This window comes from Tabrizicola fusiformis (genome assembly GCF_013328815.1).
Lineage (GTDB): Bacteria > Pseudomonadota > Alphaproteobacteria > Rhodobacterales > Rhodobacteraceae > Fuscibacter.
Genome location: NZ_JABUHN010000005.1, coordinates 20,164 through 31,228 on the forward strand (window position 1 = coordinate 20,164; position 11,065 = coordinate 31,228).

Here is an 11,065-nt window from a genome sequence, read left to right on the forward strand (position 1 = left end):
GGCTGCCGCCTTTGGCGGATGATTCCCTGCGGGCGCCTCAGGCCGGGGGGAAAGGTGCCGCCAACCGGGGCGCCACCAGCAGCGACCAGCGCCGCGCGGGCCGGTGGCGGGGCAGGGTGGCGGCAGGCAGGCTGCCGTCAATCAGCGCGCGGTAGAGCGCGAAAAGCCCGGGCCGCAGATAGGGCGACCAATGCGAGATGCGCCCGGGCGGTGCGGGCAAGGGGTAGCCCAGCCGCGCCAGCCCGGCCCGGCCCGCCGCATGGTCGATCCACAGGTCGCGCCAGTTTTCGGGCGCCCGCACACCCAGACCCTGCCCGATCGAGGTGCGACAGCCGGCATGGATCAGCCATTCATAAAGGGCGTCGAACAGGTCGTTTTCCCGGGTGCTGACGTTGACCACCTGCGCCGCGCGGCCTGCCGGGCTGTCCAATGCGGCGCGGGCCGTGCTGCGCGCCTCGGCCCCGGCCAACAGGATCAGCCGCCGCAGATCACCGGCCGCCGCCCGTGGCAGCGCCGCCAGCGCCACCCGCGCACCCAGCGAATGGCCCACCACATCCAGCCGCCGCCGCGGGTCGATCCGGCGCACCAGCGCCGCCAGTTCCGCCAGCGCCGCCCCGGCACCAAGGGCGCGGCCATGCGCCTGCCAGAGGGTGCCGCGCGCGTTCCAGCCCAGGCCGATCGCCAGCCCCCGCACCCCGTCCAGCGCCAGATGGCGCGGCCAGCTTATGGCCTTGCCGTCCCGCAGATCGGGGTCGAGCGACAGGATATGGCTGTGCGGGCACACCCCCGGCAGACCCGGGGCAAAGCTGAAGCCATGCACCAGCGCCACCACCGGCGCCCCCTGCGGCAAGGCGGCCAATGCGCGGCTCAGGGCGGCGGCATCAATCGTCAGGCCCTTGGGGCCAAGGTCGGCGCGGATCGGGGGCAGGGCTTGGGGCATGGCGCTTGGGTCCGGGGCTGCACCTGTGATGCCCTGATGCTGCAACAGCCCGGTGAAGCGCGCGTTACGCCTGCGTGACGGTCCCGCGATAGGCGCCCCGCCTTTGCCCGGTTGACCTTTCGTCTTGGCGGGCGTATGCCGCCCCTTGTGGCGCTTTGTAACCGGATTGCGGGCCACGTTAAACAAACCGCTAAAAGGTTCCGGGCTCTCGCAGCGCCCCGGACCCTTGGGTATCCGGGGCTTTTTCATGGCCGGGAGCCAAAGACGATGACCAAGGACTGGAAGACCCGCACCACGCTGGTTCACGAAGGCACCCGGCGCAGCCAGTATGGCGAGATGGCCGAGGCGATCTTCCTGACGCAGGGCTTTGCCTATCCCGATGCCGAAGCGGCCGAGGCGCGCTTCATCAAGGCGGGCGAGGATGAGTTCATCTATGCCCGTTACGGCAACCCCACCACCCGCATGTTCGAAGAGCGGATTGCCGCGCTGGAAGGCACCGAAGATGCCTTTGCCACCGCCAGCGGCATGGCGGCAGTGAACGGCGCGCTGGTGTCGATGCTGCGGGCGGGCGACCATGTGGTGTCGTCGCGGGCGCTGTTCGGTTCCTGCCTCTATATTCTGGAAGAGGTGCTGACGCGCTATGGCGTGAAGGTGACCTTCGTCGATGGCGCCGATCTGGCGCAATGGCGCGCGGCGGTCACGCCCGGCACCAAGGCGGTGTTCTTCGAATCGATGTCGAACCCGACGCTGGAACTGGTGGATATCCGGGCGGTGTCCGAGATTGCCCATGCCGTGGGCGCGCTGGTGGTGGTGGACAATGTGTTCGCCACGCCGATCTTTTCGCGCGCCGTGGAACAGGGCGCCGATGTGGTGGTCTATTCCACGACCAAACATGTCGATGGTCAGGGCCGCGCCCTTGGCGGGGTGATCTGCGGCACCAAGGATTTCATCCGCAAGGTGGCCGAACCCTATCTGAAACACACCGGCGCCGCGATGAGCCCGTTCACCGCATGGATCATGCTGAACGGTCTGGCCACGCTGGACCTGCGCTGCCGCGCCATGGCCGACAGCGCGGCCCGAATCGCCACGGCTCTGGAAGGGCACCCGAAGGTGACGAAGGTGATCTATCCGGCACTGGCCAGCCATCCGCAGCACGCGCTGGCGATGGAACAGATGGGGTCGGGCGGAACGCTGGTGACCTTCGAGGTGGCGGGCGGCAAAGAGGCGGCCTTCCGCTTTGTCAACGCGCTGCGGATCGCGCTGATCTCGAACAACCTCGGCGATGCCAAGACCATCGCCACCCATCCGGCGACCACCACCCACCAACGCCTGCCGCAGGAACAAAAGGATGCACTGGGCATCACCCCCGGGCTGATCCGCTTCTCGGTCGGGCTTGAGGATGCGGGCGACCTGATTGCCGATCTGATGCAGGCGCTGGACGCCGCCTGATCCGATGCAGGGGGCGCCCGCGCGGCGGCCCCCTGCACGCCGGTTCCGGCGCGATCCGGCGGAAAAACCTGATCCGATGTCGCCTTTCTGACGTAACCCTTCGGCAAGGCTTGGGTATGATGGTGCAATCGCCTATATTGGCGGTCTTGCGCCTTGCCATCGGGGAGCGACGCCATGAACATTCATATGCAGGACAGCGATCTGCGGCCCGGCCGTGCCGAGGCAGAGGCGGCACTTGCCACGCTGCGGCTTTGGGCCGCCCGCGCCAGCGAGGCCGAAATCGTGGCACTTGATCCGCAGGCGGGGGCGCTGGTGGGGCAGGGCTATCCCGTCCTGTCGCGCGACTATCCGCAGGATTTCCGCGCCGATGCCGCCTACAAGGACAGCCTGCCCGATCTGCAAAATGGTCCCTCCAGCCTGATCGTGGGCGAAAAGGCGGTGATCCAGCATGTCGGCATCTCGAACTTCCGGCTGCCGATCCACTACCGCACCCGCGACAACGGCCCGCTGACGCTGGAAACCTCGGTCACAGGCACGGTCAGCCTCGAGGCGGAAAAGAAGGGCATCAACATGAGCCGCATCATGCGGTCCTTCTATGCCCATGCCGAACGCGATTTCAGCTTTCAGGTGATCGAACACGCGCTGGACGATTACAAGCGCGATCTGGGCAGCTTTGACGCCCGGATCCAGATGCGGTTTTCCTTCCCGGTCAAGGTCGGCTCGCTGCGCTCTGGCCTGTCGGGCTGGCAGTATTACGACATCGCGCTGGAGCTGGTCGATCAGGCCGGGGTGCGCAAGCGGCTGATGCATCTGGATTTCGTCTATTCCAGCACCTGCCCCTGCTCGCTGGAACTCAGCGAACATGCCCGCATGACGCGCGGCCAACTGGCCACGCCGCATTCGCAACGCTCGGTCGCGCGCATCTCGGTCGAGGCGAAGGGCGACAAATGCCTGTGGTTCGAGGATCTGATCGAACTGGCCCGCGCCGCCGTGCCCACGGAAACGCAGGTCATGGTCAAGCGCGAGGATGAACAGGCGTTTGCCGAGCTGAACGCCGCCAACCCGATCTTTGTCGAGGATGCCGCCCGCAGCTTCTGTGAGGTGCTGCTTGCCGATGCCCGGGTCGGCGATTTCCGCATCGTCGCCAGCCATCAGGAAAGCCTGCACAGCCATGACGCGGTTTCGGTGCTGACCGAAGGCCCCACCTTTGCCGCCGAAAGTCTGGACCCGCGGCTATTCGCCAGCCTCTATCACGTCGGCTGATCCCCGGCCCAACTTCCCTCGGGCCTTCGCCTCCGGCGGGAGTATTTGAAGAAGTGCAAGCCTAGGTGCGGCGCCTGGCATTTGCACCTTTCGAAATACTCCCGCCGGAGGCCCCGACCTGCCACGGGCGTTCCCGCTGACGTCTGCGCAGTTTGACGCCGCCGCAGCAAACCCCTATCCCTTGGCGGCATGATCGACCTCAGGCCAATCGTCTATGTCGTCGGGCGCGTGCTGATCGTGCTGGCGATCCTCATGCTGGCTCCGGCCATCGTCGATTGGCGGGCGGGGCTTGAGAATGCGCGCGATTTCGTCGAGGCGGCGATCATCACCGCGTCGGTTGGCCTGCTCTTGTCGCTGGCGACGGCCAATGCGCTGGGCGGGGCGCTGAATGCGCGGCAGGCCTATCTGATGACCGTGGCGATCTGGGGCATCCTGCCGCTGTTCGGCGGTCTGCCCCTGATGCTGGGCGCGCCGCATCTGACCTTTGCGCAGGCGTATTTCGAGGCGGCTTCGGGCCTGACTACCACCGGCGCCACGGTGATTGTCGGGCTGGACGGATTGCCGCCGGGGATGAACCTGTGGCGGGGCATGCTGAACAGCTTCGGCGGGCTGGGCATCGCCTTTGTCGCCATGATCTTCCTGCCCGTCATGCGGGTGGGCGGGATGCAGTATTTCCGCACCGAGGGATTTGACACCTTCGGCAAGGCGCTGCCACGCGCCACCGATATCGCGCGGCAACTGGTGATCGTCTATTTCGGGCTGACGGTGATCTGCGGGCTGGTCTATCGCGCTTTGGGCATGGAGGCGCTGGATGCCGTGGTCTGCGCCATGGCGACCATCGCCACCGGAGGGTTCGCGCCGATGGACGCCTCGTTCGGCAAATATCCGGGCGCAATGGAATATGCCGGGGCGCTGTTCATGATTCTGGGCAGCCTGCCCTATATCCGCTTCGTGCAACTGATCAACGGCCAGTCCCGCCCGCTCTGGCAGGATGCACAGGCACGGGCCTATCTGCGCTGGATCGCCTGTGCCGTCGGTTCGGTCACCCTCTGGCGGGTGGCGGTTTCGGATCAGGGGCTGGAAAGCGCGTTCCGCGAGGCGTTGTTCAATCTGGTCTCGATCCAGTCTTCGACCGGCTTCTTCTCGGGCAGCTTCTCGACATGGGGTGGCTTTGCGCTGGTCGTGGCGCTGGTGATCGGGGTGATCGGCGGCTGCTCTGGCTCAAGTGCCGCGGGGCTGGGCGTGTTCCGGGCGCAGATCGCGGCGGCGGCGCTGATGGCCCAGATCCGCCAGATCGCCAGCCCCAGCCGGGTGGTCACCGTGAAATACGATGGCCGGATCGTGGAAGAGGACGTGATCAGCGGGCTGATCCTGTTCATCACCGGCTATGTCTTTCTGATGGGGGTGATGACGGTGGCGATGACGCTGGTCGGGGTTGATCCCATGTCAGCCTTCTGGTCGGTCTGGATGGGGATTGGCAATATCGGCTATGGCTTTGGCCCGCTGGTGGCGCGGACTGGCACCTTTGTCGATTTTCCGCTGGCGGGAATATGGATTCTGTCGGCAGCAATGCTGTTGGGCCGGCTGGGTTTGCTGGCCTTTCTGGTGCTGCTTCTGCCGCGGTTCTGGCGCGACTGAGGGCTTTGGGTGGGGGGCGCTGCCCCCCCACAGGGTGCCTTACTCCCAGCAGGAGACGAGAACCGTCATGCCCAGCCCGGCGGCATTCAGGGCATCGGGGCTGGCGGGGGCGGCGCCCGTCGCCGTGGCGGGGGCGATCCCGGCCCCGGTCAGCAGTGTGCTGATGCTTGCCGCCGTGGCGATGAAGCTGACCCCGGCGGGAAGCACCTTGCCCGCCGGTCCGCCTGCGGGCAGCAGCATTCCCACCACCGCGCCCGTCGGGTCCAGCACCGGGCCACCGGCGTCGCCCGCCAGAACCGGCGCCGAAATCCGCGCGATGCCGGGTTCGCCTGCCAGACCCTGCGCCTCTTCAAAGACGCCAAAGGTCAGCACCGGCGCGGGCAGCTTGTCTTCATAGCTGTAGCCGGCCACCGCCATTTCGGTTCCCGGGCGCGGCGTTGCCGCCGCAAAGCCCGCGACGGCGCGCGGCGCCAGCGGCGCCTTGGGCACGAGGACTGCCAGACCGCTGGCCGCATCGACCAGCTTCACCTCGGCGTCGGTGTCATGGTCCAGCGTCACGCGCCCGCATTGCGCCACGGCCTCGGCGGTGGTCAGCACCGCCCCCGCGCCATCGACATAAAAGCCCGAGCGCGACAGCAGCGGGCGGCGCACGTCAAGACCCGCCAGCATTCCGGCCCGCGCGGCATCCTCCATCGGCACCAGCCCGGGGTCGAGCGCCTTGCCCCCGACCATGCGGAAACTGGATTTCAGCACCGGCAGGATGCGGCCCATCCGTTCGGCATCGGCGGGCTTCCAGACCACCAGATAACCCTTCACCATGCCGTCGCGCGTTTCGGCATGGGCATAGCTTTCCACGCTGTCCGATTGTGCGGAGATGTCGAAGCTGTCGTCGGTGCGGCCCCGCTCCCCGGTCGCCGGAACCACTTCCAGCGTTTGCAGGATGTCATAGAGGCCGTGCAGCGCCTCGGTTCCGCCGGGTTCGGAAATCAGCATGATTTGCAGGCCCGATCCGTCCTTTTCCACAAAGCGCACGAAAGGCGGTTCATAGCCCTGAAAGGCCACCAGCGAGAGCGGCAGGGTAATCTCGATCCCGGCCTCGGCCTCGGTCACCGACTGAAAGCCGAATTCGGCCTGATCGGCCTGATGGTTCGCGGTCAGGGTGGCGCGCTGCATCGCGGTCAGGATGCCCGTCGGCTCATAGCCATTGGCCTCTTGCCAGGCGGCCATCGAGGCGCGGGTGCCCTTGCCGAAGGCACCGTCCAGCGCGCCCTGGTAAAAGCCATACCAGCCAAGCGCCGCTTGCAGGGCCATCCGTTCTTCGGGCAAGAGAAGCGCTTCCGAGGCGCGGGCCTCGGCCGGGGTTTCATCGGCGACGACGACCGGCTCCGGTTCCGGTTCGGCCACAGGTTCGGCGGTTGCTTCGGCGGGGGCTTCGACTGCCGGGGCGGCCGCGCCCGTGGGCCAGACCTGCGCCCCGAACGCGCTGCCATCGACGACATAGCTGTCGCCGGGGATCAGGTTCTCGCGCCGCAGTTCGGCCAGCTTGCCCGCCGCCTCTGCCGGCTCATATGGCCCCAGCACAATGGCGTGCCAGCCGGTTCCGGTGCGATAGGCCGTCACATCGGCAAAGACGGCGGCATAGGCTTCGGCCCGTTCGACGGTATCGGTGACCGAGGGATGCGCCTCGACCTGAATCCAGGCGCGGTCCTGTGCCGAAGCCGCCGCGGCAAAACCAAGGGCGGCCAACAGCGCCACCACCAAACCCCAAACTCTCATTCCGTCCCAACCCTATCGTTTCGGACCACCGGCCCGCCAAAATTCCGCCGAGCCTAGCATGGCAGCCATCGGATGCACGCGCTTTCGCGCAAGGCCCAACCGCGCATTGACCCTTCACCGCCTCTTGCCTATGGAGGGGCAGCATTTCAAGAGGCAGCCCATGGCCGAAATCCGCAAAGCGCCCCGTTCCTTTCAGGAAATCATCCTGCGGCTTCAGAATTACTGGGGCGCACAGGGCTGCGCCGTCCTGCAACCCTATGATATGGAAGTGGGCGCGGGCACCTTTCACCCGGCCACGACCCTGCGTTCGTTGGGCACCAAGCCTTGGGCCGCGGCCTATGTGCAGCCCTCGCGCCGCCCGACCGATGGCCGCTATGGCGAGAACCCGAACCGCCTGCAGCACTATTATCAATATCAGGTGATCATCAAACCCTCGCCCCCGAACCTGCAGGAGCTTTACCTCGGGTCGCTGGCGGAAATCGGGCTGGACCCGAACCTGCACGACATCCGCTTTGTCGAGGATGACTGGGAAAGCCCGACGCTGGGCGCCTGGGGTCTGGGCTGGGAAATCTGGTGCGACGGGATGGAAGTCTCGCAGTTCACCTATTTCCAGCAGGTCGGCGGCCATGATTGCCGCCCCGTCTCGGGCGAGCTGACCTATGGGCTGGAACGGCTGGCGATGTATGTCCTTGGCGTCGATCACGTCATGGACATGCCGTTCAACGATCCGCAATCGCCCATTCCGCTGACCTATGGCGACATCTTCCGCCAGACCGAAGAGGAATACAGCCGCCACAACTTCGACGGCGCCACCACCGAGATGCTGTTCCAGCATTTCAAGGATGCCGAGGCGGAATGCGAACGCCTTCTGGCGTTCGAGCCGCAAGACCCCAAATCCGGCAAGCGCATCATCATGGCGCATCCGGCCTATGACCAGACGATCAAGGCCAGCCATCTCTTCAACCTTCTGGACGCGCGCGGGGTGATTTCGGTCACCGAACGCCAAGCCTATATCGGCCGCGTCCGGGCGCTCGCCAAGAAATGCGCCGACGCCTTCCGGCTGACCGAAGCCGGGGCGGACGCATGACGGCGGGCAAACTGCTTGCGGGGGGGATTGTCGTGATTGCGCTGGTGGCCGGGATCGCCATGTATTGGTTGCAGGAATATGCCTATTACACCGAGGCGGCCTTTCGCCCCGGTGCCGAAATCCTGCTGACCCCGATCGAGGGCGGCACGCCCGAACCCATTCTGGCCGAAGCGGTTCAGGGCATTGATGCCACCTCTTCCCCCCTGCGGTTCCGCGCCTGTTTCCACACACCGATGACCCAAGGCATGTTGACCGAAACCTATGTCGCCTACCCCAAGCCCGAGCCGCTGAACGCCCCCTCGTGGTTCGGCTGCTTCGATGCCGCCGCCATCGGCACCGCATTGGAAAAGGGCGAGGCGCTGGCCTTCCTGTCGCAATCCGCCATCGCCCCCAAGGTGGACCGCGTTGTCGCCGTCTTCCCCGATGGCCGGGCCTATGCCTGGCACCAACTTTCCCCCGACGCCGAAGAGTGAGCCCATGCCCGACCTTCTGATCGAACTCTTCTCGGAAGAAATCCCCGCCCGGATGCAGGCCCGCGCCCGCGACGACCTGCGCAGCATGGTCACCAACGGCCTTGTCGAGGCCGGGCTGACCTATGCCTCTGCCGGGGCCTTCTCGACCCCCCGCCGCCTGACCCTGACCATCGACGGGCTGACCGCCGAAAGCCGCCCGGTGCGTGAAGAGCGCAAAGGCCCCTCCGCCTCTGCCCCGCCCGCCGCCATCGAAGGCTTCCTGCGGTCCACCGGCCTGACGCTGGACCAGTTGGAACGCCGTGCCGACAAGAAGGGCGAAACCCTTTACGCCGTCATCGAAAAGCCCGGCCGCGCCGCCCCCGCGATCATCGCCGAAGTGCTTGAGGCGACCATCCGCAATTTCCCCTGGCCCAAGGCGATGCGCTGGGGCGCGGGCAACCTGCGCTGGGTGCGCCCCCTGCATTCCATCCTCTGCCTGCTGTCCGACGAATCCGGCGCCCATGTCGTGCCGCTGACCGTCGATGGCATCACGGCAGGCAACACCACCGAAGGCCACCGCTTCCTTGGTCAGGGCCGCTTCGCCGTGCATTCCTTCGACGACTACGCGGTGAAACTGAAACGCGCCCATGTCGTGCTGGACAGCGCCGAGCGCGAGGCCGCGATCTGGCAGGGCGCCCAGAACCTAGCCTTCGCGGCGGGGCTTGAAGTGGTTGAGGATAAGGGCCTTCTGGCCGAGGTCGCGGGCCTTGTCGAATGGCCGGTGCCGCTGATGGGCCGTATCGGTGATGCCTTCCTGCACCTGCCGCCCGAGGTTCTGCAAACCTCGATGAAGGAACACCAGAAGTTCTTCTCGGTGAAGAACCCGCGCAGTGGCCGGATCGAGGGTTTCATTACCGTCGCCAATACCGAAACCGCCGACCATGGCGCGACCATCCTGAAGGGCAACCAGAAGGTGCTGTCGGCCCGCCTGTCGGACGCCAAATTCTTCTGGGAGAATGACCTGCGCGTCGCCAAAGCGGGCATGGGCGAATGGCTGGACGGTCTGAAAGCCGTCACCTTCCACAACAAACTGGGGTCTCAGGCCGACCGGATTGCGCGGATTGCCGCGCTGGCCAAAGAAATCGCCCCGCTGGTCGGCGCCGATGCCGACCTCTCTGAACAGGCCGCCCGGCTGGCCAAGGCCGACCTCCGCTCCGCCATGGTCGGCGAATTCCCCGAACTGCAGGGCCTGATGGGCATGTATTACGCCCGCGAAGCCGGCCTGCCCGAAGCGGTGGCCCTCGCCGCCCGCGACCACTATTCCCCCCTCGGCCCCTCGGATGCCGTGCCGACCGAGCCGGTCTCCGTCGCCGTGGCACTGGCCGACAAGATCGACACCCTGACCGGCTTCTGGGCGATTGACGAGAAGCCCACAGGCTCGAAAGACCCGTTTGCGCTGCGGAGAGCGGCGCTGGGGGTGATCCGGCTGGTGCTGGGGAATGGGGTGCGGGTTTCGCTTTCAAGCGTGCTTCAACGCGCTGCGGCTGTAGTCTGGTATGCGCCGATGCTTGCCAATGATGTTTATATTTTACCGACAGGGTATTCGGCTGAAGTTAAAAATTGGCAAGGCGTGTGTCATGTTCATCCGGCAGGCGACGAGCCCCCTCAGTATAACGTCAGTCTGGAAGAGTTCCTTTCTGCATTACAAAATGCTCGCGTTACTGACGCAGCCGAAGTGTGGTTCGACGATCTCGAAGCAGATCCGCAACTGGGGGACGAGCGACTGATTAATGGGGATCATCGCCTTGGTCGGTTAACCTCCGACCTCCTCTCCTTCTTCCACGACCGCCTCAAAGTCTTCCTGAAAGACCAAGGAATCCGCCACGACGTCATCGACGCTTGCCTGGCCATGCCCGGCAATGACGACCTGACTCTCCTCGTTAAACGTGCCGGGGCGCTGGCGGCTTTCCTGAAAACCGAAGACGGCCCCAACCTCTTGCAGGGTTTCAAGCGCGCCAACACGATCCTCACTCAGGCCGAGGCCAAGGATGGCGTCGAATATTCCTTTGGCGCCGATCCCAAATTCGCCGAGACCGACGAAGAACGCGCCCTCTTCACCGCCCTCGACACCGCCGAGGCGCAGATCACCCCGGCCATGAAGGCCGAGGATTTCGCCGCCGCCATGGCCGCGATGGCCAGCCTGCGCGCGCCGATCGACGCCTTCTTTACCGCCGTGCAGGTCAACTCCGAAAACCCGATCACCCGCCGCAACCGGCTGAACCTGCTCCACCGCATCCGTGCCATCTGCTCGGGCGTGGCCGACCTGACGAAGATCGAAGGCTAACCTTTCATCTTGGCCCAAATATCCCGGGGGTCCGGGGGCTGGCCCCCGGTTCCACCGCAAGTCTTGCGCCCCGGCCCGGGGGGTGTATCCTCGCATCTGCAAACAAAGGTGCCGCG

General features: G+C 65.9%; 8 protein-coding genes and 1 riboswitch. Of the genes, 6 read left to right on the forward strand and 2 right to left on the reverse strand.

What is annotated here, in order from left to right:
- Nucleotides 1-37: 37 nt before the first annotated feature.
- Complete coding sequence (locus tag HS053_RS09035; RefSeq protein ID WP_174210915.1) at nucleotides 38-940, reverse strand: hypothetical protein; 903 nt, start codon at nucleotides 938-940, stop codon at nucleotides 38-40.
- Between the two features lie 137 nt (nucleotides 941-1,077).
- A riboswitch (SAM riboswitch) is annotated at nucleotides 1,078-1,155 on the forward strand.
- A gap of 52 nt (nucleotides 1,156-1,207) precedes the next feature.
- On the opposite strand from HS053_RS09035, the gene metZ reads away from it, so the two are divergent.
- From metZ to HS053_RS09050, 3 genes are all read left to right on the forward strand, one after another.
- On the forward strand, nucleotides 1,208-2,389 hold the full coding sequence (gene metZ, locus HS053_RS09040; protein WP_174210916.1) for an O-succinylhomoserine sulfhydrylase: 1,182 nt from the start codon (nucleotides 1,208-1,210) through the stop codon (nucleotides 2,387-2,389).
- 174 nt (nucleotides 2,390-2,563) lie between these two features.
- Complete coding sequence (gene folE2, locus HS053_RS09045) at nucleotides 2,564-3,652, forward strand: GTP cyclohydrolase FolE2 (protein ID WP_174210917.1); 1,089 nt, start codon at nucleotides 2,564-2,566, stop codon at nucleotides 3,650-3,652.
- Nucleotides 3,653-3,841: 189 nt separating this feature from the next.
- Complete coding sequence (locus HS053_RS09050; RefSeq protein WP_174210918.1) at nucleotides 3,842-5,290, forward strand: TrkH family potassium uptake protein; 1,449 nt, start codon at nucleotides 3,842-3,844, stop codon at nucleotides 5,288-5,290.
- Between the two features lie 39 nt (nucleotides 5,291-5,329).
- Here HS053_RS09050 and HS053_RS09055 read toward each other — a convergent pair whose 3' ends face one another.
- Nucleotides 5,330-7,066, reverse strand: a complete 1,737-nt coding sequence (locus HS053_RS09055) for a serine protease (RefSeq protein WP_174210919.1) — start codon at nucleotides 7,064-7,066, stop codon at nucleotides 5,330-5,332.
- 160 nt (nucleotides 7,067-7,226) lie between these two features.
- Here HS053_RS09055 and HS053_RS09060 point away from each other — a divergent pair, with 160 nt between their 5' ends.
- The 3 genes from HS053_RS09060 to glyS are packed head-to-tail and all read left to right on the forward strand — an operon-like array spanning nucleotide 7,227 to nucleotide 10,949.
- On the forward strand, nucleotides 7,227-8,153 hold the full coding sequence (locus HS053_RS09060; RefSeq protein ID WP_174210920.1) for a glycine--tRNA ligase subunit alpha: 927 nt from the start codon (nucleotides 7,227-7,229) through the stop codon (nucleotides 8,151-8,153).
- Nucleotides 8,150-8,626, forward strand: a complete 477-nt coding sequence (locus tag HS053_RS09065; RefSeq protein WP_174210921.1) for a DUF6446 family protein — start codon at nucleotides 8,150-8,152, stop codon at nucleotides 8,624-8,626. The genes HS053_RS09060 and HS053_RS09065 overlap by 4 nt, the downstream gene beginning before the upstream one ends.
- Before the next feature lie 4 nt (nucleotides 8,627-8,630).
- Entirely contained in the window at nucleotides 8,631-10,949 is a 2,319-nt protein-coding gene (gene glyS, locus HS053_RS09070; protein ID WP_174210922.1) for a glycine--tRNA ligase subunit beta, read from the forward strand.
- Nucleotides 10,950-11,065: the final 116 nt, after the last annotated feature.

Coding starts and splice junctions, on each gene's coding strand:
- HS053_RS09060 (WP_174210920.1), top strand. CDS start 7,227: ATGGCCGAAATCCGCAAAGCGCCCCGTTCCTTTCAGGAAATCATCCTG.
- HS053_RS09065 (WP_174210921.1), top strand. CDS start 8,150: ATGACGGCGGGCAAACTGCTTGCGGGGGGGATTGTCGTGATTGCGCTG.
- metZ (WP_174210916.1), top strand. CDS start 1,208: ATGACCAAGGACTGGAAGACCCGCACCACGCTGGTTCACGAAGGCACC.
- folE2 (WP_174210917.1), top strand. CDS start 2,564: ATGAACATTCATATGCAGGACAGCGATCTGCGGCCCGGCCGTGCCGAG.
- HS053_RS09050 (WP_174210918.1), top strand. CDS start 3,842: ATGATCGACCTCAGGCCAATCGTCTATGTCGTCGGGCGCGTGCTGATC.
- HS053_RS09035 (WP_174210915.1), bottom strand. CDS start 940: ATGCCCCAAGCCCTGCCCCCGATCCGCGCCGACCTTGGCCCCAAGGGC.
- glyS (WP_174210922.1), top strand. CDS start 8,631: ATGCCCGACCTTCTGATCGAACTCTTCTCGGAAGAAATCCCCGCCCGG.
- HS053_RS09055 (WP_174210919.1), bottom strand. CDS start 7,066: ATGAGAGTTTGGGGTTTGGTGGTGGCGCTGTTGGCCGCCCTTGGTTTT.